This window comes from Streptomyces sp. 11x1, assembly GCF_032598905.1.
Lineage (GTDB): Bacteria > Actinomycetota > Actinomycetes > Streptomycetales > Streptomycetaceae > Streptomyces.
Map to the genome: position 1 here is coordinate 4,635,956 of NZ_CP122458.1, position 20,648 is coordinate 4,656,603.

Annotated in this window: 15 protein-coding genes; 7 read left to right on the plus strand and 8 right to left on the minus strand. The window is 72.6% G+C overall.

Translation table 11 applies throughout. From position 1 onward, the window contains the following. Nucleotides 1–42: 42 nt before the first annotated feature. The 4 genes from P8T65_RS20210 to P8T65_RS20225 form a co-directional block, all read right to left on the minus strand. Nucleotides 43–1,350 (minus strand): cytochrome P450, encoded by a 1,308-nt coding sequence (locus P8T65_RS20210; RefSeq protein WP_399099433.1) that lies wholly within the window; start codon nucleotides 1,348–1,350, stop codon nucleotides 43–45. Then, complete coding sequence (locus P8T65_RS20215) at nucleotides 1,347–2,570, minus strand: MAB_1171c family putative transporter (RefSeq protein ID WP_316726681.1); 1,224 nt, start codon at nucleotides 2,568–2,570, stop codon at nucleotides 1,347–1,349. The genes P8T65_RS20210 and P8T65_RS20215 overlap by 4 nt, the downstream gene beginning before the upstream one ends. After that, nucleotides 2,567–3,055 carry a regulator component gene (locus P8T65_RS20220; RefSeq protein ID WP_316726682.1) on the minus strand — a complete coding sequence of 163 codons (489 nt, stop codon included), beginning with the start codon at nucleotides 3,053–3,055 and terminating at the stop codon, nucleotides 2,567–2,569. The genes P8T65_RS20215 and P8T65_RS20220 overlap by 4 nt, the downstream gene beginning before the upstream one ends. Nucleotides 3,056–3,937: 882 nt before the next feature. Next, nucleotides 3,938–4,393 carry a helix-turn-helix transcriptional regulator gene (locus tag P8T65_RS20225; protein WP_184905453.1) on the minus strand — a complete coding sequence of 152 codons (456 nt, stop codon included), beginning with the start codon at nucleotides 4,391–4,393 and terminating at the stop codon, nucleotides 3,938–3,940. Nucleotides 4,394–5,029: 636 nt separating this feature from the next. Here P8T65_RS20225 and P8T65_RS20230 point away from each other — a divergent pair. Then, complete coding sequence (locus P8T65_RS20230) at nucleotides 5,030–9,415, plus strand: hypothetical protein (protein WP_316726683.1); 4,386 nt, start codon at nucleotides 5,030–5,032, stop codon at nucleotides 9,413–9,415. A gap of 287 nt (nucleotides 9,416–9,702) precedes the next feature. On the opposite strand, the gene P8T65_RS20235 is transcribed toward P8T65_RS20230, so the two are convergent. Together P8T65_RS20235 and P8T65_RS20240 are read right to left on the minus strand one after the other, a co-directional pair. Beyond that, nucleotides 9,703–10,449 (minus strand): TIGR03943 family putative permease subunit, encoded by a 747-nt coding sequence (locus P8T65_RS20235; RefSeq protein ID WP_316726684.1) that lies wholly within the window; start codon nucleotides 10,447–10,449, stop codon nucleotides 9,703–9,705. Further along, a complete protein-coding gene (locus P8T65_RS20240; RefSeq protein WP_316726685.1) occupies nucleotides 10,446–11,429 on the minus strand; it encodes a permease in 984 nt (327 codons plus the stop codon). The genes P8T65_RS20235 and P8T65_RS20240 overlap by 4 nt, the downstream gene beginning before the upstream one ends. Nucleotides 11,430–11,598: 169 nt before the next feature. Here P8T65_RS20240 and rpmF point away from each other — a divergent pair, with 169 nt between their 5' ends. Then, a complete protein-coding gene (gene rpmF / locus P8T65_RS20245; RefSeq protein WP_033524576.1) occupies nucleotides 11,599–11,769 on the plus strand; it encodes a 50S ribosomal protein L32 in 171 nt (56 codons plus the stop codon). Nucleotides 11,770–11,773: 4 nt separating this feature from the next. Further along, complete coding sequence (locus P8T65_RS20250; protein ID WP_316726686.1) at nucleotides 11,774–12,925, plus strand: GTP-binding protein; 1,152 nt, start codon at nucleotides 11,774–11,776, stop codon at nucleotides 12,923–12,925. Nucleotides 12,926–13,190: 265 nt separating this feature from the next. Here P8T65_RS20250 and P8T65_RS20255 read toward each other — a convergent pair whose 3' ends face one another. After that, on the minus strand, nucleotides 13,191–15,191 hold the full coding sequence (locus P8T65_RS20255; protein WP_316731646.1) for an NAD-binding protein: 2,001 nt from the start codon (nucleotides 15,189–15,191) through the stop codon (nucleotides 13,191–13,193). Nucleotides 15,192–15,408: 217 nt separating this feature from the next. Between P8T65_RS20255 and P8T65_RS20260 the strand changes: the two genes are divergently transcribed. Both P8T65_RS20260 and P8T65_RS20265 read left to right on the plus strand, forming a co-directional pair. After that, nucleotides 15,409–16,074, plus strand: a complete 666-nt coding sequence (locus P8T65_RS20260) for a hypothetical protein (protein ID WP_316726687.1) — start codon at nucleotides 15,409–15,411, stop codon at nucleotides 16,072–16,074. Nucleotides 16,075–16,338: 264 nt separating this feature from the next. After that, on the plus strand, nucleotides 16,339–16,980 hold the full coding sequence (locus P8T65_RS20265) for a sigma-70 family RNA polymerase sigma factor (RefSeq protein WP_316726688.1): 642 nt from the start codon (nucleotides 16,339–16,341) through the stop codon (nucleotides 16,978–16,980). Between the two features lie 92 nt (nucleotides 16,981–17,072). Here the strand turns inward: P8T65_RS20265 and P8T65_RS20270 are convergent, their stop codons facing one another. Further along, entirely contained in the window at nucleotides 17,073–18,902 is a 1,830-nt protein-coding gene (locus P8T65_RS20270) for a prolyl oligopeptidase family serine peptidase (RefSeq protein ID WP_316726689.1), read from the minus strand. Between the two features lie 153 nt (nucleotides 18,903–19,055). On the opposite strand from P8T65_RS20270, the gene P8T65_RS20275 reads away from it, so the two are divergent. Beyond that, entirely contained in the window at nucleotides 19,056–19,580 is a 525-nt protein-coding gene (locus P8T65_RS20275; RefSeq protein WP_316726690.1) for a nuclear transport factor 2 family protein, read from the plus strand. Between the two features lie 76 nt (nucleotides 19,581–19,656). Further along, entirely contained in the window at nucleotides 19,657–20,568 is a 912-nt protein-coding gene (locus tag P8T65_RS20280) for an SURF1 family protein (RefSeq protein ID WP_316726691.1), read from the plus strand. The last annotated feature ends 80 nt before the right edge of the window (nucleotides 20,569–20,648 follow it).

The following is a 20,648-nucleotide window of genomic DNA, read 5'->3' on the forward strand; positions in this document are numbered from 1 at the left end:
AGAGGCTTCGGCGTTGCGGCGATCTACTGCTTGAGACCACGCTCACTTGAAGTGATCTCGCAGGGTGACGGGCAGGGACGCCAGACCTCGGGTCAGGCGGGTGTGGCGCCAAGGGAGGCTTTCGGTGGGCGTCGCCAGGGCGGCTCGGGGGTAGCGGGTGATGACGGCGTGGAGGGCGAGTTCTGCTTCGACTCGGGCCAAGGGGGCTCCCAGGCAGCGGTGGATGCCGTGGCCGAAGGCCAGGTGACCGGTGGCGCTGCGGGTGAGGTCCAGGCGGTCGGGGTCGGGGAAGCGGTCGGGGTCGCGGTTGGCGGCGCCGGGTGCGATGAGGACCGGCACGCCTTCGGGGATCTCGGTGCCGCCGAGCGTGAGCGCCTCGGTGCTGAAGCGGAACGTCGCGATCCCGACCGGCGAGTCGTAGCGCAGCAACTCGTCCAGCGCACCGCCGAGGAGCTGCGGTTCGGCCCTCAGGCGCGCGAGCGACTCGGGGTGCCGTAGGAGGGCCAGGGCGGCGTTGCCGATGAAGTTGGTGGTGGTCTCGTGGCCGGCCACCAGCAGGAGTACGGCGAGCGATACGAGTTCGTCCTCGGACAGGCGGTCCTGGCCGTCGCGTACGGCGATGAGGTCGTCGAGCAGGCTGTCGCCGGGTGCGGTGCGCTTGGCGGCGACGAGGGCGGTCATGTAGTCGCCGACGGCGTGGGAGGCGGCGTCGATGCGCTGCGGGTCTCCGGCGGCGAACAGGTCGCTCGACCAGGTGCGTACGGAGGCTCGGTCGGACTCGGGCACCCCGAGCAGCTCGCAGATGACCGTGACGGGGAGCGGCACCGCGAGGTCGGCGATCAGGTCCACCGTTCCATGGGCCGGCCAGGCGTCGAGCAACTCGTCGACCAGGGAGGAGATGTAGGGGCGCAGCCGCGCCACCGCCCCCGTGGTGAACGCCTTCGTCACCAGCGCCCGTAGCCGGGCGTGTTCCGGAGGGTCGGTGGCGAGCATGTTCCGGGATACGGCCGGATGGAGATCGCGCTGCGACGGCCGGCCTGCGAAGAACCTCGCGGTGTCCTTCGAGAGGCGGGGGTCGGTGAAGGCCTCGCGGGCCTCGGCGTAGCCCGTGACCACGTAGCTGTGGCGGCCTCCTCCCCCTGAGCCGGTGGGCACCTTGTGTACCGGTGCCGCGTCGCGGAGGCGGGCGTAGGTCGGGTAGGGGTCGGCGAAGAAGGTGGGGTCCTGCAGGGGGTCGGTGGCCGAGGGCCGCGATGGGGTCGGGTCGGGCTGGGTTGGGTGGGCCGGGCTGGACTTGTTGGGCGGGTGAGGCAGGTGGGGCGGGTGGGGCGGGTGGGGCGGGTTGGTCACGTTCGGGGGTCCGTTCCGGACGGGGTCAGGGGTTCGGTGGTGAGGGTGGGGGTTTCGTTCTGGGTGTATGCGTGGGCTACCAGGAGCAGCCATTCGGTCTCGGCTCGGAGGTCGCCCGGTCGGGTTCCGGTCATCAATTGGATGCCGGTCATCGATGGGGGGCCGGTCACCGATCGGGTGCCGGTTCGCTTCGCTTGGACGGCCGCGCGGAGGATCGCGGCCTCCACGATCGCGTCGCCTTCCAGGGTGCCCGTCAGGCCGCGCGCGGCGACGGTTCGTTCGGCGCTCTCCCGGACGCGCGCCGAGCGGTGGGGGCGGAGGGCGAGTACGCCGTCGTTGATCTCGATCACCCGGCGGTGAAGGAGGAAGTCGGAGTCGTCCGTCTGCTGCGAGCCTTCCGAGGCCAGGACGACTTCGGGGGTCGTGTCGGTGATGTCCTTCCAGAGGGGGGCCAGCGCGGCGAACGACCTCGTCTCCCAGCGACGGCGCAGGAACTGGCTGAAGGGCCAGACGACCGCCGGGAGCGTGAGCCCCAGGGTGATGAGGAGTACGGCCAGCGCCGGGGCCGTCACGCTGAACACGCAGCGGACGGGGCTGATGGGCGTCGAGCACCGGACGCCGTGCGGCAGGAGGTTCAGTTCGAGACCGATGGAGACCAGGCCGAACACCTTGTAGGCCGCGTACAGCAGCGCGAAGACGCAGCCGACGGCGGTGATGCGCAGTCCGACGCGCTGGCTCCTCCGGCGGGAGTGGCCGGCCTGCTTCCAGGTCTGCTTGCCGAAGTCCTTCGCGGTGACGCTGAGGTACGTGATGTAGATCAGTACGTAGAGCGCGTACAACTGGGGCGAGTCGTCGTTCAGCCGGCTGGCGGTGAACAGCACCGTCATGCCGGTCACGGAGATGCCGAGGAAGAGCACGCGCCGTCGGATGCTCCGCCGGGCCTCGTCGGGTTCCAGATCGAGTTGGAGCATGAACGCGAGGACGGCGGTCGCGGCGGCCAGTGTGAACGAGTTGCTGAGCAGCCGCCCGCCGTCGGGGACGACGCTTTCGACGGCGTTCTCCACGACGGACACGTACGAGCCGAAGGCGCAGGCGAAGGAGACGAGCAGCGCGGCCATGGCCCAGGTGCCGGTCGGCCGGTGGCCGCCGCGGCCCCGGACCCAGTAGCCGGCGGCGAGCAGCAGCACGAGGGCCACGCCTGCGAACAAGAGGTCGATCATCGGCGCCGACGGCCCTTTCTGATGGGTTTGGCGAACAGGGCCTCCCAGCGTTCGGCGCCCCTCTCGGGCTCGCGGGGAGGTAACTCACGTCCGCGGTAGATGTGCTGTCGGATGACGGTGGCCATCGTCTCGGCCTCGCGCTCGTCGTCCGTGGAGTAGCTCGTGCGTCCGTTCATCCGCTGGACGAGGGTGGGATTGAAGCCGAGGGCGCGGAAGGCTTCGGGGTCCAGCTCCAGCGTGCCCGGGTGGTCGCAGATGATGTGGCTGACCTCGTGCGCGAGGATGTGGTTCTGGTGCAGGGCGGACGTTCCCTCCTCGTAGAAGAGGAGGTCCGCGTCGGGTGTCTCCAGGCGGATCCCGCAGGGGGCGTCGATCGCGCCGAGGGTGCTCAGGGGTCTGAGGATGATCGGACGGCCGCGCTTCTCCGCCACGGCGTCGCAGAGGTCCCGGGTGTTGAAGCGGTGGGGGAGGTGAAGCGCGTCCACGCGTTCCTCGCACGCGCGGCGTAACCGCTCAAGGTCCATGTCCGGTCCTGACGTTGCTCGGGTCTGGCCGCTGACGGCGTGCCCCCGTAAGGCCGGAGTGCGATCCGGGATCCCCGGCACCGAATCGTTCGAAAGCTTAGGCGAACGCGTAGGCCGGTCCAAGGGAATCTCCGGGCTGTGGCCGAATGGCCGGATCTCGCTTTCGGGGATCAGGGGGTGGTGCCGCGATCGACGCCGCGGGCGGGGTCGACGCCAACGCCGGCACCAGCGCTGGCCGACTGCTGCGGGCCGCCGGGGCCGGGTGGTGGTGAGGTGAGGTGAGGTGGGGTGCGAGGGCGGGAGCGTGGTGGGTCAGTCGGGCAGGGGCGGAGGCCAGGGCCCTGGGCGAGGCCAGGGTTGGAGAAGGAGCAGGAGCAAGGACCGAGCGGGGGGAGGGGCAGGAACCAGACCCGGGGCCGGAGCTTGGGCTGAGGCGGGGGCTGGGGCTCCGGGCTCCGGGCTCCGGGCTCCGGGCTCCGGGCTCCGGGCTGGGGAAGTATCTGGGGCGGAGGAAAGATCAGCGGAAGAGGCTGGTCAGCGCGTCCTGAGCGAGTCGGCCACCGCCGGGCGTGGGAGGCCAGTGGCGTGGGCGCGCTCCAACATGTCCAGGACAGAGGTCGACGCCGGCCGGACAGGGGATGGTCACCCCGACCGTGGGCGAGCCGGCCACCCGCCGGTCGCGAGTCCACTGGCCATCAGCCACTGACCGCCGATCGGATCACCTCCGCTTGCCGATCTCCGCATGTGCCCGTCGGTCGTCGATCGCCGGCCCCGCAGCACCGAGTCCCGCAGGCACGCAGGCACGCAGGCACGCAGGCACGCAGGCACGCAGGCACGCAGGCACTAATTGTCCAGGTCGAGGTCGGGCGGCGGTATGTCGCCCGGGAGGCCCTCCAGGATGCGGGCCTGTTCGATCACCGCTGTGACCATTTGGAGGGTCTCCGCGCTCAAGCCGTTGGCTCGTAGGGCGACCGTGCGGACGTTCTGGTCCCGCATGGCGGCCAGGACGGCGATCTCCGCTCGGGTGCGTTCGGCGGCCTTCTCGTCGACGAAGTAGCCCGCGGACACGCCGAAGAAGTCGGCCAGAGCCTTGATCGTGTGCCTCGTGGGGTTCTTCTTCGTGCCGGTGCGCAGTTGCTGGATGGCGCTCGCGGTGAGCCCCTTGCCCGCCTCCCCCGAAGCCTCTCGGATCCCTTCCGCGACCTCGGCGTACGTGTAGGGCCCGCGACCCGCAGGGTGGACCTCCTGGAAGAGGTGGTCCAGCAACTGCGCGAAGGTGCGCGGCTCGTCGTCTGTCACGTCCGGTTCGTCCTGTCCTGATCGCCGCTGTATCCACTCTGGTGTGTGTGAGCGCGGAACGTGGTGGCTTCTCATCAACTTTAGTTGACGATCGACCACAACTACGGTGTACGTTCTACGGGGGTCACTCACACCAGAGTGTTCCATGGCTCCGATCGGCTGTCTTCGGCGCGGGCCATGAGAGCTCCCAGCCGGTGGCCGGGTTCCGCGGGGGTGGGCCCGGCCACCTCGGAGCCGGTTCCGCTTCCTCGCCCTCAGTTCATTTCATTCCCCGTATACGCGTCGGCGCCTCGGGGCGCCTCGTTCGGCACCGGTCCCTCCCCACGTGGGGACCGGTGCCGAACGGTGCGGGGTGTCGATCCACGCTTGGGGACGTGGACCGAGGGGGGTGGCCGGGGGCGTCGCCCAGGGTGGCCGGAAGCGTGCGGCATGATGGATCGGATTTGCGGGCGCTACGCCGGTGGCCCCTGCGGGGCGTGCACCGGCGTGGGCGGCTTGGGCCAGATCCTGCCAGTCGGGGCTGGTGAAAGAGGAGGGCCCTGGTGTCCGGTGACGGAATTTCCGCAGGTCAGACCAGCAAGCTGAGTTTTCCGGTCCGGATGTCCACGTAGCGGGGGAAGGTAAGGGGTAGATGCCTTGAGTCACGACTCAGAGGCACGCACGGCCTTCGCGGAACGTCTCGCGCTGCTGTACAAGGAAGCGGGCAACCCTCCCCTCAAGAGCGTCTCCGAGTCGGTCGTCCGGCTGCAGCGGGTCGACGAGCGCGGGCGCCCCGTGCGGGTCTCGGCCCAGCGCATCAGTGACTGGCGACGGGCCCGGAACGTGCCCGCGCAGTTCGCCGCCCTCGCCGCCGTCCTGCACGTGCTGATCCCCGAGGCACGACGGGCGCGGCCCGTTCCGGTCTCCAAGGGGCTGTACGACGTGGCCCAGTGGCAGCGGCTCTGGGAGCGGGCCCTGGCCGATCCCGCCGGGGAGCGCCCCGCGGACTCCGCGTCCGGCGCCGCCACCGCCGCGTCGGGTGCCGTCTCGGACGAGCAGCCTCCCGGCGACGGCACCTCCCTCCCCGGTGGTGTCTGCCCCTACCGGGGGCTGGCCTCGTACCGGCAGCAGGACGCCCGTTGGTTCTTCGGGCGGGAGCGGAGCACCGACGCGCTCGTGGAGCAGTTGCGCGCGGCGGGGCGCACCGGCGGTCTGGTCATGCTCGTGGGTGCCTCGGGCGCCGGGAAGTCCTCCCTGCTCAACGCCGGACTCGTGCCCGCCGTGCGCGGCGGGGCCCTGGAGTCGGACGGTGACAGCGGCAACGGCCAGGGGAACGCGGGCGTGGGCTCGGGCCTCGGGAGCACAGGCTCCGCCGGTGGGCGGAGGGCCGGTGAGGTGCTCCAGCTCGTACCGGGGGCCGATCCGGTCGGGGAGTTGACCCGTCACATACCGGAGCTGGCGCAGGTCGTGTCCGCCGCCTACGAGCCCGGTACGCCGATGTTCGCCGAGGCGGTACGGGAGGCGGTCGCGGCGTGGGCACGGCGACGCGGGACCGAGACCCGCGACGGCGAGACCAGGGACAGCAACGACATCACCAGCCACGGCACCAGCAGCGGCAACACCGGCACCGGCAACCACGCCAACAGCCACAGCACCAGCACCAGCACCAGCGAACCCGGGAGTGCCCCCACCCCCACACCCCTCCGCCCCGTCCTGATCGTCGACCAGTTCGAGGAAGCCTTCACGCTCTCCTCCGACGAGGCGGACCGGCGGACGTTCGTTCAGGTGCTCAGTGCGGCCTGCTCGCCCGGGGAGGAGGGCGGGGCGGCGCCCGTGGTCGTGGTGCTGGGCGTACGGGCCGACTTCTACGAACAGTGCCTCGGCCATCCGGAGCTGGCCGACGCCCTTCAGCACCGGCACATGGTGCTGGGGCCGTTGACCACGGCGGAGCTGCGGGAGGCGGTGACCGGCCCGGCCAAGGCCGTGGGGCTGGAGCTGGAACCGGGGCTGGCCGAGCTGATCGTGCGCGAGGTGAGCGCGGACGGGCCGCGCGGGGCGCACGACGCGGGCGTGCTGCCCCTGCTGTCGCACGCCCTGCTCGTGACGTGGCAGCGGCGTAAGGCGGGCCGGTTGACGCTGGCCGGTTACCGGGCGGCCGGCGGTATCCAGGGCGCGGTGGCGGCCACCGCCGAGCGGGCCTGGTCGGGGCTGGACCCGGCGGCCCGCGCGGCGGCGCGGCTGCTGTTGCTGCGGCTGGTCCGGCTGGGCGAGGACACCCAGGCCACCCGGCGCCGGGGCACCCGGCGGCAGCTCGCGGACGGCTCGGCGGACCCGGCGAAGACCGAGGAGTCGCTGGAGGCGATGGCCCGCGCCCGGCTGCTGACGCTGGACGCGGAGACCGTGGAGATCACCCATGAGGCGCTGCTGCACGCCTGGCCGCGCCTGCGAGGGTGGATCGACGAGGGCCGCAACGACCATCTGCTGCGGCAGCGGCTGGAGGAGGACGGCCGCGCCTGGGAGGACTCCGGGCGGGATTCCTCGCTGCTCTACCGGGGCTCGCGCCTCGAACAGGCCCACACCTGGGCGCAGTCCACCAGCAGCGCCGAAAGCGCAGGGAACACAAGGGGCACAGGGAACACAAGGGGCACAGGGAACGCAGGGGGCACAGGCCATGCCGGCGGCAAGGAGCGGAGCGGCGGGGGCAGGCGCGCCGGGGACCCCAGCGACATCCGCGACACCGGCGACACCGGGGGCGCCTTCCTGACCCGTAGCACGGTGGAGTTCCTGGCCGCCTCGGTCCGGCTGCGTCGGCGTACCGTCCGGATCCGGCGGAGTGCCGTGGCGGCGCTGGTGGCGTTCGCCCTGGTCGCTGTCGGCTCGGCGGTGGTCGCCTGGCAGCAGCGCAACGACGCAGTGTTCGAACAGGTGGTCGCCCAGGCCGATCGGGTCCAGTTCTCCGATCCGTCGCTGTCGGCCCAGCTCGACCTGGTGGCGCACGAGCTGCGGCCCGACGACGAGGGCACCGGCAACCGGCTCGTCTCGATCGTCAACGCGCCCCTCGCCACCCCTCTCCTCGGCCACGGCGGTGCCGTCTACCTCACCTCCTTCAGCCCCGACGGGAACTACCTGGCCACTGCCAGCTACGACCGGTCCGTACGGCTGTGGGACGTGGCGGACCCGTCCCGGCCCAAGGCCCTGGCCAAGCCCCTGACCGGACACACCAGCTGGGTGAGCAGCGCGGTCTTCGCGCCGGACGGCCGTACGCTCGCCAGCGCCGGCGACGACGGCACGATCCGTATGTGGGACGTACGGGACCCGCGTGCGCCGCACGCGCTGGGCGCACCGCTGACCGGGCACGACGGCACGATCTTCCTGATCGCCTTCAGCCCGGACGGGAAGACCCTGGCGTCCGTGGGCGAGGACCACACCGTACGGCTGTGGGACGTGAGCGACCCGGCACACGCGAAGGAGCTCGGCGCGCCCCTCACCGGGCACAGCGCTCCCGTACGCGCCGTCGCGTTCGGCCCGGACGGGAAGACCCTGGCGACCGGGGGCGACGACAACACGATCCGGCTGTGGGACGTGGCCGGTCCGCGTGCGCCGCGCGCGCTGGGCACCGTGCTCAAGGGTCATACGAGTCTGGTGCACTCGCTGGCCTTCGGTCCCGACGGGCGGACGCTGGCCAGCGGCAGTTCGGACAACACCGTCCGGCTCTGGGACGTGGCCGAGCCACGGCGGGCGAGCGCGCTCGGTGCGCCGCTCACCGGGCACACCGGTCCCATCTGGTCCGTGGCCTTCAGTCCGGACGGCAGGACGCTCGCCGCCGCCAGCGCGGACAGTACGGCGAGTCTGTGGAACGTGGCGGACCCCGCGTACCCGTCGCAGGTCGGCGAGCCGCTGGCCGGGGCGAGCGGGGAGATGTTCGCCCTGGGATTCAGCCCGGACGGCCGGACCCTCGCCACCGGGAGCGGCGACAGCAAGGTCCGGCTGTGGGCCCTGCCGACCTCGGACATGGTCGGCCGCAACGGCGTGTTCCGGCCGGACGGTCGGGTGCTGGCCACCGCCGGGCGCGACGGCCGGATCCGGTTGTGGAACGTGGCGGAGCCCGGCCGGCCCGTGCTGCTGGGGAAGGCGTTCACGCTCAAGGACAGCGGCAACCGTTCCCTGTCGTTCTCCCCGGACGGCCGCACCCTCTCGATCGTGGCCGGGAACCGGGCGCTGTATCTGTGGGACGTCGGCGACCCTGCCCGCCCGGTGTTGCGGGCGTCGCCGCTCCCGCTGCGGATCCGGTACACGGACGCGCAGGCCCACAGCCCGGACGGGCGGGTCCTGGCCACCTCCTACGGTGACCACGACGTGCAGTTGTGGGACGTCCGCGACCCGTCGCACGTGGTCCCGCTCGGCAAGCCCCTCACCGGGCACAAGGGTTACATCCTCGCCCTGGTCTTCAGCCCGGACGGCCGGACCCTCGCCAGTGGCAGCGCGGACGGCACCATCCGGCTGTGGGACGTGGCGGACCCGGCCCGGTCCACACGGCTCGACGGGCCCCTGACCGCCCACCGCGGCGCGGTCAGCGATCTCGTCTACAGCCCGGACGGCAGGACGCTGGCCAGTGGCGGTGGCGACGACAAGGTCCGGCTCTGGGACGTCTCCGACCCCCGCGAGGCGAGGCGCCTGGGCGCGCCGCTCGTCGGCCACACCGAGGCGATCGTCTCGCTGACCTTCAGCCCGGACGGGCGGACCCTGGCCAGCGGTGGCAACGACAGCACCGTCCACCTCTGGGACGTCTCCCGCCCCGCCGACGCCTCCTCCATCGGCCCGGCGATGAGCCCCAACGCCAAGACGGGCCAGTTCCTGTCCTTCAGCCCGAAGAGCGACATGCTCGGGGTCTCCAGCGGCGCCGACACCGTACGGCTGTGGAATCTGGACGTCGACGACGCCGTACGGCACATCTGCTCGTCGACTCGCGGGGTGCTCACGCGGGAGAAGTGGGACGAGTACCTGCCCCGGCTGTCGTACGAGCCACCGTGCGAGGGTTCCTGAACCGCCCCTGAGCAGCTCTTTTCCCGGTTCTCGCCGGTCACGTCCGGCCTACTGGGCGGGGCCGGGGGCGGGTGGAAGGGTCTGTGCGGCCGCGTGATCCCGATCACAACTTGCCAACGCTATCGACCAGTCGGGTCCCGTCTCGCGAACAGCCTTGTTAGCCTTGGCCATAGCCCGGTCGCTGGTGCATCCCCCGTCGCCAGCGACCGGGCCCTTTCATGCCCGCCGGGGCTCCGCCCCCGCGCACTCTCCCCTTCGCCCCCGCGCTCTTCCCTCCCCCGCCCGTCTCAGCCGTTCCAGGCCTCGTCGTACGGGTCCTGCGGCGCCTTGACCGGCTTGGTCGTCGTGACCTGGAGGTAGGGGACGGCGGTGCCGTTGAGGGGGTCCTCGGTCCGCTTCGGTGTGTAGGTGCCGGTGACCTCGATCCAGGTGTCGGGCTGGAGGACGGCGGGGAGCTCGCCGGTGAGGGCGATCTTGACGGGCTGGGCGTCCGCGGCACAGCAGTTGAGGGCCATGCGGACCAGATACGGCCGGCCGGAGTCGTCGAAGGCGAGGAAGCCCGTGACCTTGAGCGTGCGGCCCGCGAGGGCCCGGCCCTTGTCATAGACCGCGCGGCCCGCGTAGTCGGCGACGCTCAGGCGGAGGGTGCCGTCGGCGGGGAGCGTCGGATAGCCCCAGGGCTGCTCCTGGAGTGCCGTGCCGGTGCGCATCGCCGTGTACGAACCGGCGGCGGGCGGGGCGACCAGGACGAGGGCGAGGAGCGGGAGGACGAGGAGCCAGGAGACCCGGGGTTCGCGGTGGGCGTGCGGCTCGGTCCCCTGGGTGTGCGGTTCGTTGGCCTGTGGCCCCTGGCGTCGCGCCCGGCGTTCGTACCAGAGCGTGGCGACGGCGGCGGTGATCAGGACGATGCCGGCGCCGATGAGGAGGGGGCGCAGGCCGGCCTTCACGTAGCGGAGGTAGAGGTCGGTGAAGCCGGCGTGCAACAGGGCTCCGCCGGTGAGGAACAGGACGACGGTCTGGGCCTGGCGGTTCACAGCAGCACCGCCCCGACCAGGGCCGACACCAGGATCGCGAGGGTGAAGGTGGCGGGGGCGAAGCGGAGGGCGAACGCGCGGCCGAAGGTGGCGGTCTGCATGGCGAAGAGTTTCAGGTCGATCATCGGGCCGACGACCAGGAAGGCCAGCCGGGAGGTCAGGGAGAACTGGGTCAGGGAGGCCGCGACGAACGCGTCCGCCTCCGAGCAGATCGACAGCAGGACGGCCAGGACGGCGAGGGCGAGGATCGCGATCGCCGGGTTGTCGGCGGCGGCGTTCAGCCAGCTCGCCGGGACGACGGCCTTGAGCGTGGCCGCCGCCATCGCACCGACGACCAGGAACCCGCCCGCGTGCATCACGTCGTGCCGCACCGAGCCCCAGAAGGCCGCGCCCTTGCTCTGCCCCTCGTAGGACGGCCGCTCCGGCGGGCGCATCCACTCGCCGCGGCCCACCCGCTGCCACAGCCAGCCCATCGCGCACGCCACCAGCAGGCTCGCCACGAGCCTGGCCAGCACCATCTCGGGGTTGCCCGGGAACGCCACGGCGGTCGCGGTCAGCACGATCGGGTTGATCGCGGGGGCGGAGAGGAGAAAGGCGAGCGCCGCCGCGGGCGTCACGCCCCGGCGTACGAGGGCGCCCGCGACCGGCACCGAGGCGCACTCGCAACCCGGCAGCACCACCCCGGCCACGCCCGCCGCCGGGACCGCCAGGGCGGGCCGCTTCGGCAGCGCGCGGACGAAGAACGACGCCGGCACGAACACCGCGATGGCCGCCGACAGCAGCACCCCGATGACCAGGAACGGCAGGGCCTGCACGACCACCGCGACGAACACGGTCATCCAGCTCTGGGTCACGGGCGCGGACAGCAGACCCCGCAGGGGGGCCTGCGCCACCACCGCGAGGACCAGCAGCATGGTGAGCAGGAGGGGCGGGTCGAGATGCCGGCCGCGGTGGGGGGCTTCTTCCTTGGTTGTGGCCACGGGGGACGGTACCTCCGTAGGGAACGGCTGCGCTGAGCGGGCCTGTTCGACCCTTTCCTCCCATACGGCGCCCGGCCCTCGGTTGCTCACGGCCCCCGGACCGCATTTTTAGTAATGGGATCCATTTTCATGTAGCGTTCCGGTCCATCACCCTGTGGAGGAGGACCCCATGGCCGTACCCAAGCGGAAGATGTCCCGCAGCAACACCCGCCACCGTCGCGCCCAGTGGAAGGCGAGCACGCCCCAGCTGGTGCCGTTCACGGTCGACGGCACCACCCACCTCGTACCGCAGCGGCTGCTGAAGGCGTACGAGCGCGGGCTGATCCACCCCGAGGGCTGAGGCCGTGACGACGCTCCGGGAGCGGCTGCCCGTCACCGTTCTGTCCGGGTTCCTCGGCGCCGGCAAGACCACCTTGCTCAACCATGTCCTCGGCAACCGCGAGGGACTCCGCGTCGCGGTCATCGTCAACGACATGAGCGAGGTCAACATCGACGCAGCGCTCGTGCGCGGGGGCGAGGCGGCGCTGTCCCGCACCGAGGAGCGGCTCGTCGAGATGACCAACGGGTGCATCTGCTGCACCCTGCGCGACGATCTGCTGGAGGAGGTGGACCGGTTGGCGCGGGAGGGTCGTTTCGACTATCTGCTGATCGAGAGCTCCGGGATCAGCGAACCCATGCCCGTCGCGGCGACGTTCGCCTTCGCGCGCGACGACGGGGCCACGCTCGGGGATCTCGCCCGGCTCGACACCATGGTCACGGTCGTCGACGCGGTGAACTTCCTGCCGGAGCTCGCGGGCGGCGACGAACTGGTGGCGCGGGGGCTCGACCAGTACGAGGACGACGAGCGCACCGTGAGCGATCTGCTCATGGACCAGGTGGAGTTCGCCGACGTGATCGTCCTCAACAAGACCGACCTGGTGGACACGGCGACCGCCGAGCGGCTCGCGGCGACCCTGGCGCGGCTCAATCCGGCGGCGCGGATCGTGCCGGTCAGCCATGGGCGGGTCCGGGTCGGGGAGGTGCTCGGCACGCGGGCGTTCGATCTCGAACGGGCTCAGCAGGCACCGGGGTGGGTGCGGGAGCTGAACGGGGAGCATGTGCCGGAGACCGAGGAGTACGGCATCTCGTCGACCGTCTTCCGCGCCGAACGACCCTTCCATCCCGGGCGGTTGTGGGACTTCGTGACCGAGGGGCTGGACAGCGGCGCGTTCGGGCAGGTGCTGCGGTCCAAGGGGTTCTTCACGCTCGCCGGGCGGGCGGAGGTCGTCGGGCTGTGGTCGCAGGCCGGGTCGGTGGCCCGCTTCGAACCGACGGCCGCGCAGGATGACGAGGCCCCGTTCGCGCAGGAGTTGGTGTTCATCGGGACGGGGTTGCGGGGGGACGCCCTGCGGACGGCTCTCGCCGGGTGTCTGGTGACGGAGGCCGAGGTGCGGTCCGGGGTGACCTTCGACGACCCGTTTCCGGCATGGGAGATGCATGGGGTGACCTGCGAGTGAGGTCGAGTGCGGGGGCGTGGGCGCGGTTGTGGGGCGGCTGCGGGTGAGTGGGGGCGTCTCGCGCAGTTCCCCGCGCCCCTGAAAAGCAGGGGCTGCGCCCCGGGCTTTTCAGACCGCGGACCTGGCCCTTCCGGCCTGCGGAGCCCGGCCGTTCCGGGGCGCGGAGCCTGGTCTTTCAGGGGCGCGGGGAGCTGCGCGAGACGCCCCACCGGACCGCATCCGACCCACGACCCGACCCGACGCCCCGGACCTGACGTCCCCAGAGCTACTCCCCCGCCCGTCTCCCCATCAACTCCGCCAGCCCCCGTCGCGTCGCCGCCAGAACCACACGGTCCTCGGCCCGCAGGACGTACGTCGGCGGCAGGTCCCAGATCAGCCCCGAACCCGGCAGCGGCCCCGGGCCCCGCTCCGCGCCCGCATCCCCGGACGCCGCCGTGTCGAGGGCAAGCACCCGCCACGCCCCCGCCCGGAACGCCTCCGCGACCGTCCGCCCCTCCAGACGCCGGTGCCCTCGGACCTCCACGGCGGCGAAGAGGAGCACACGGCGCTCGACGGGGATCGCGCCCAGGATCTGGCGCCCCATCATCGCGCCGGCGAACGCGGGCGCGGCCAGGTGCGTGACGCTGCGGCTACGAGTGAGGGCGCCGGGGTGCGCGGCGCGCAGGGTGCGGTAGACGGCCGTCGCGAAGTCGTCGTCGTAGAGGCGCAGGACGACGCGCAGGTCGGGGCGTACGGAACGGGCGTACAGGCCGGCTTCCAGGTTCGTCGTGTCGGAGCTGGTGACGGCGAGGAGGGCGTGGGCTCGGTGGATCTTGGCGGCCTCCAGGACGCCCTCCTGGGTCACGTCGCCCAGGATGACCGGCACCCGTAACCGGCGGGCCTCGGCGAGACCGCGTGCCTCGGGGTCCTCCTCGACGCAGACCACCGGGATGTGGAGTTCACGCAGCCGGGCGAGCACGCGGGTGCCGATCTTGCCGAGGCCGAGGAGGACGACGTGTCCGGACAGACCGCGCGGCGGCTTGCGCAGGGCGGTGCCGCTGCGGAACGTGCCGAGCGCCTCCAGCACGGCGGCCAGGAGCACGGGCAGGAGCAGTAAGCCCATGAGGCCGGAGAGGAGTTGGAGGATCTGGCGGGAGTCGCTCTGGTCGGTCGCGGGGTCGGCGATCCCGAAGAGGTCGAGCAGGGTCGCGTACGTCGCCTGGAGCGGATGCTCCCCGGTGATCACCATCTGGGCCACGGCGAGGGCGAACACGCACCCGATCATCCCCGCGAGGGACCACCGCAGCCGCCGCGAGAGCAGAGAGCCGACGGCGCCGAGCGGACCGCCGCCGGACCGGCCGGGCCGCAGCGCGGGCCCCGTGTAGCGCACGGTGTCGAGCACGACGGTGCCGCGCCCGGTGGCCGCCGCCACCGCCCTCTCGTCGGGCAGGAGCTGGGGTCCGCGTTCCCCGCTGCCCTCGGAACCCTCGGTTCCGGCGGGGTCGTTGGTGGTGGCCGACAGCAGCGCGAGGGTGCAGAGGCCACCCGAGCCCCGTCCTCCCGAGCCCTGCCCGCCCTGCCCCTGGCTTCCCGCGCCCTGGCCCGCGTGACCCGGCGGGCGTTCCACGGCCCTCAGCATCAGACCGTCCGTCTGGACGACCTTGCTGGTCCCGGCCACGGCGGTCGCGGCCAGCGCGGGCGCGGCCGTGTCGGCGTCGGACAGGACGGTCGTCGAGGCGCCCAAGCCGTCGACCCCGTCGGCGGCCGTACCTCCCGTCGCCAACGCCGACGCCTGGTCGAGGAGTTCCTCGATGTGCTGGCCCAACCGGCGGTTGTAGAGCCTGAGGACGAGCCGCAGGCGCGGGTTGAGGCGGCGGGCGGTGAGGGCCGCGCGGATGTTGGTCTCGTCGTCGTCGTACACCAGGGCCAGCGCGGCGGCCCGCTCCACCCCGGCCTCGGCGAGCACCGCCTCGGTGGCCTCGGCGGCCTCCAGGACCCGCTCGCCGCCGTCCCGCGGGCTGTTCCTGCCATCGCCGGTGCGGTCGCCGGCCGTGCCGGTCCGGTCGCCGGTCCGGTCGCCGGTGGGTGGATCGCCGTTGCCCGCCGCCCTGTTGACGGCCGCCGTCACCCGGTCGAAGAGCGCGGCGGCGGTGCGGGCGCGCCCGACGACCGGCCGCTGGGCGATCCGCGCGGTGGGCGGCACGACGAGGGTCACCTGCTCCCGGTACACGGTGCGCAGTTCGGCGGCGAGCCGGTGCGCCAGCCCGTCGTCCCCGCAGACGACCATGTGCGCGCCGGGGTCGGCGGGACCCGGCTGCCGGCCGGGGCCGGTACGGCTGTTGGCTTGCGAAGGGCTCCCCACGAGGCAGAAGACTGCCTCATCGACACGGCCGGTCCCCCAGTGATCCGGATCACAGTTGCCGGTGTGAGTGCCACGGCGGGTGGAAAAACGTACTCAAGGGGGACGGGATGACGGCGATGTCCGGATGCGAGGATGGGGCGCCATGACCGCAGGGTGGGCTACGCGCACGACACGCGCCGCGATGTTCGCGGCCGTCTGCGTGCTGCTCGCCGCCCTGGGCCACGTGTTGATGTCGGGGGCTCAGGTCCCCTGGTGGGCCCTGGCCGTCGGAGCCGTCGCGACCGGTGCGGCCGGCTGGTGCCTGGCCGGACGTGAGCGCGGCCTCCCGCTGATCACGTCCGTCGTGGTCGCCGCACAGACGACCCTTCACCTGGGCTTCGAGCTGGCGCGGCCGTCGGGTTCGGCGGAGGCGGGCGCGGTGTCCGTCGACGCCATGGACATGGGCTCCGCCCACCTGAGTCACACCGTCCACATGGGCCCGAACGCTCACATGGACCATGTGGACCCCACCGGTCACCTCCTGGACGGCGCGTACACGTCCTCCTCCGGCATGTTCGCCGCGCACCTGCTCGCCGCGCTGCTGTGCGGTCTGTGGCTGGCCCACGGCGAGCGCGCCGCGTTCGCGCTGTTGCGGGCCGTGGCCGGCCGGCTGGCCGCACCGCTGCGGCTGGTGCTCGCGCTGCCCGTCGCGGTGGAGCGGCCGCGTCTGCGGGTACGGCGCGGCCGTACGGACCGCTCGCCTCGTCGACTCCTTCTCGTCCATGCGATCACCACTCGGGGTCCGCCCGCCGGCACCGCTGTCAGCTGACGACAGCCGGTGCCCCGGGGCAGCCACCACGGCTCGCTCCCGGGCTACGGCCGTATGCCGCCCACGCGCGTGCCGTACGGCCGGCTTCCCTCCCCACCGGACCACCGAACGCGTTCCCACGTGTCGCACACGTCCGCACGCATCCGTACGCCTGCCTGCCCGCCCGCACGCGTGCCTGCGTGCCCGCATGCCCGCATGCCCGCATGCCCGCATGCCCGCGTCGATGGATGGTCCGGGTCCCGGACGACCCGAGAAGGACATCAGGTGATCACCCTTACTCCCCCGCCCGCCTCGCCCCCGAGCGCCTCCCGGTCCACGACCGACGAGTCCATAACCGCCTGGGCGCTCGCCGCGCGCGGCGGGGACCCGGAGGCCGTCGAACGGTTCGTCGGCGCGCTCCACCGTGACGTCCGGCGCTTCGTCGCCCACCTCTGCGCGGACCCGCAGGCGGTGGACGACCTCGCGCAGGACACGTTCCTGCGCGCGCTCGGCAGCCTGCACCGGTTCGAGGGCCGCTGCTCCGCCCGTACGTGGCTGCTGTCCATCGCCCGCCGGGCGGTGACCGACAGCTTCCGGTACGCGGCGGCCCGGCCCCGGCTGTCCGACGTACCGGACTGGCGGCTGGCCGTCGAGCACGCCCAGCCGCGCGGGCTGCCCGGCTTCGACGACGGGATCGCGCTCGCCGATCTGCTGGGCGCACTGCCCGAGGAACGGCGTGAGGCGTTCGTCCTCACCCAGATGCTGGGGCTGTCCTACGAGGACGCGGCGGAGCTGACCGGGTGCCCCGTCGGGACGGTGCGGTCACGGGTGTCGCGGGCGCGGAGCACGCTCGTGCGGTTGCTGGTGGCAGCGGAGGGATGTCGGGAGGAGGGGCGGGAGGGCGAGCGCGTGCTGGTGGCGGCCTGAGGGGGTTCTGCGTCGTCGTTCGTCCGCGGGTTCGGTGGGGGTTCTCGCGCAGTTCCCCGCGCCCCTTACGGGGCGCGGGGGTGTTGGTGGCCTCAGGAGCGGCCTCCCAAGTGGCGTTGTGCGAAGTCGAGTTCCAGGCGGAGTTGCTTGATGCGTTCGTCGACGACCAGGGAGCCGTGGCCGGCGTCGTAGCGGTAGACCTCGTGGACGGCGGAGCGGGCGGCGAGGCGGTCGACGTAGTTGTCGATCTGGCGGATGGGGCAGCGGGGGTCGTTGACACCGGCGGAGATGTAGACCGGGGCCTTCACCGCGTCGACGTAGGTCAGCGGGGACGAGGCCTCGAAGCGCTCGGGGACCTCCTCGGGCGTGCCGCCGAGGAGCGTGCGGTCCATCGCCTTGAGCGCCTCCATCTCGTCGTGGTACGCGGTCACGTAGTCCGCGACGGGGACCGCGGCGATGCCGAGCGTCCAGGCCTCCGGCTCGGTGCCGAGGCCCAGGAGGGTGAGGTACCCGCCCCAGGAGCCGCCGGTGAGGACGAGACGGTCGGGGTCGGCGAACCCGGAGCCCACCGCCCACTCCCGCACGGCCGCGATGTCCTCCAGCTCGATCAGGCCGACCCGGTGCTTGAGAGCGTCGGTCCAGGCGCGGCCGTACCCGGTGGAACCGCGGTAGTTGATGCGGATCACCGCGTACCCGTGGTCGAGCCAGGCGGCCGGGCCCGCGGCGAAGGCGTCGCTGTCGTGCCAGGTCGGGCCTCCGTGGATGTCGAAGACCGTCGGGTACGGGCCGGACACGCCCTCGGGGCACTGGACGAGGGCGTGGACGCGCCCCCCGGGTGTGTCCACCCAGACGTCCTCCACCGGCACCGAACCGGGCGACTTCAGGCCCGGCGGGTCGAGGACCACCTCGCCGGTCGTCGAGCGGACGACCGGCGGTTCGGCGGCCGAGGACCACAGGTACTCGATACTGCCGTCGGGGCGGGCGGTGGCCCCCGACACGGTCCCTCGCGGGGTGTCCACCCGCTCCAGGGCACGGGTCGCCAGGTCGTAGCGGAACAGCTCGCTGCGGGCCTCGAAGCTGTGGGCGACCAGCAGCGCGGAGCCGTCCGGATACCACTCGGCGCTCAGGTCGCCCTCCAGCCGGTCGGCGAGGCCGAGGTCGGTCTCCTCGCCGGAGACCACGTCCCAGACGAGCGGCTCCCAACGGCCGCCCCGCTGATGGCCGATGAGCAGCCGGGTGTCGCCGACGACGGGGGCGAAGCCCAGCACCTCCAGGCCCAGCTCGATGGTGCCGCCCTTGGTGTCGTCGAGCTCGGCGACCGGAGTGCCGTCCGGCCGGACCACGCGCAGCGCCGAGTGCATCGCGTCGCCGTGCTCGGTGTGCTCGATCGCGATCAGCGAGCCGTCGTGCGAGAGGTCGCCCACGCCGGCCGACTCACGGTGGCGGTAGATCTCGACGGGGGCCTCGCCCTGCCGGGACAGGTGGATCGTGGAGCCGTCCTCGTCGGTGGAGCGGCCGACGACCGCCGTCCGGCCGTCCCGGCCGAGGGCCAGGCCCGCCGGATACGACGGCTCCAGGCCCGGGGCGCCCTCCTCGTCCGGGCCGCCCTGGAACGGCTGGCGCCGCCAGACGCCGAACTCGTCCCCGTCCTTGTCGTCGAACCACCAGATCCACTCGCCGTCCGGTGAGAGCACACCGTCCGTCGTGCCGTTGGCCCGGTTCGTGACCTGGCGCTGCTCGCCGGTGACGCGGTCCCACGCGTACAGCTCGTACGTGCCCGTGGCGTTGGAGACGAACAGCGAGCGGTGCGGCGCATCCTCCGCCCATTCCGGCAGGGACACCCTCGGTGCCCGGAACCTCTTCTCCCAGTCGGGCATGGACCCGTGCTGCTGCTGCGGGGTGGCCCCGTTGCTCTCAGTCATGGCCCCATATTGCCCCGACCGCACGACATCGCGCCGACGAGGTCCCCAGCCTGTGGATAACTTCGGCCGCCGCGGGGCCGTCCGGGCTGATCACCCGTGCCCGAGTCGGAGTCGTCCGGGACGATTGTCAGTGCCCGGGTGCAGACTCGCCGCATGACTTCGACGACACGAAGGACGGACACGGGGACGACTACGGGGACCCGGTCGGGGCCGACTACGGCGACCGCTGCGGGGACGACTGCGGCGACCGCTGCGGGGACGACTGCGCGTGCCGATCTGCGCGGGACGGTCGAGCGGTTCTGGGCCACCGCCGAGAGCCGGGACTGGGCCGCGTTCGCCGAGACGCTGGCCGAGGACGTCGTGTACGAACTGCCGCAGACGCGGGAGCGGATCCGCGGCCGCGAGCGGTACGTGGAGTTCAACCGGGAGTACCCCGGTGACTGGCACGCCCGGATCGAACGGATCGTCGCGGAGCCGCCGCGACCGGGATCGCCGGGGCAGCCGGGGCAGCCGGGGCAGGTCGTCAGCTGGACACACGTCACCGTGGGGCTGGAGGAGATGTACGCGATCTCCTTCTTCACCGGGGACGAGGACGGCCGGATAGCCGCGATCACGGACTTCTGGCCCGAACCGTACGAGCCTCCGGCCGGGCGAGAGCACCTCGTCGAGCGGTACTGAGGGGGGGCGTCGCGGCGGGCTCGGCGGGGCGACCCCGGGGCCGGGGGCCCCGCGCGGGCACCGTACGGTGGAAGGCGTGTACCGGTTCCTGCTGACGCCCCGATGGTGGGGGATCAACGTCTTCGTGCTGCTCGCCATCCCGTTCTGCGTGTTCATGGGGTCGTGGCAGCTGAGCCGGTTCGAGGACCGGATGCAGGACCATCGCGCGGCGACCGAGCGGATCGACCCGGCGGACCGGGCCCCGGCGCGCCCGCTGGGGTCGTTGCTGCCGGTGGACAAGGAGACCTCGGGCGAACTGGCCACCGTGAGCGGGCGGTACGGCGAGCAGCTCCTCGTGCCCAACCGTGAGCTGGACGGCCGGACCGGGTTCTACGTGCTGACGCTGCTGCGCACCGACGAGGGCAAGGCCCTGCCGGTGGTACGGGGCTGGCTGCCCGGCGCGGCGGACGCCGGCCGGGCCCCGGCGGCCCCCTCCGGCGAGGTCACCGTCACCGGGTCGCTCCAGGCCTCCGAGACCCCGGGGTCGAACGGCGTGCCCCTCCAGGGCGGGCTGCCGGCCGGCCAGACCTCGGCGATCAGCGCGGCGGCGCTGGTGAACCTTGTGCCGGACGACCTGTACGACGCCTGGATCACCCTCGACAAGGGCGACTCGGGCATGAAGGCCGTCCCCGCGACGGCGCCGCAGGACACCGGGCTCGACCTCAAGGCCTTCCAGAACCTCGGTTACACCGGCGAGTGGTTCGTCTTCGCCGGCTTCGTCGTGTTCATGTGGTTCCGCCTGATCCGCCGCGAGGTCGAGTTCATCCGTGACACGGAACTGGGGCTGCTGCCCGACACCGCCGAATCGGACGGGGACGGAGACGGCCGTGGCGCCGCCGCACCGGACGGTGACGGCGACGAGCAGGGCGGCGGCGAAGCGAACCGAGACGGGGCGCACGCCGACCGAGCCGACGAGAACCGCTCCCGCGAGGCCGAGCCGGCCCCGTAGGACCGGCGGGCTCCGCTGAGAATCGACGGCACCCCACGGCCACGCCACGGCCCCGCGACCCTGCCGCCCCCGTCAGGCGC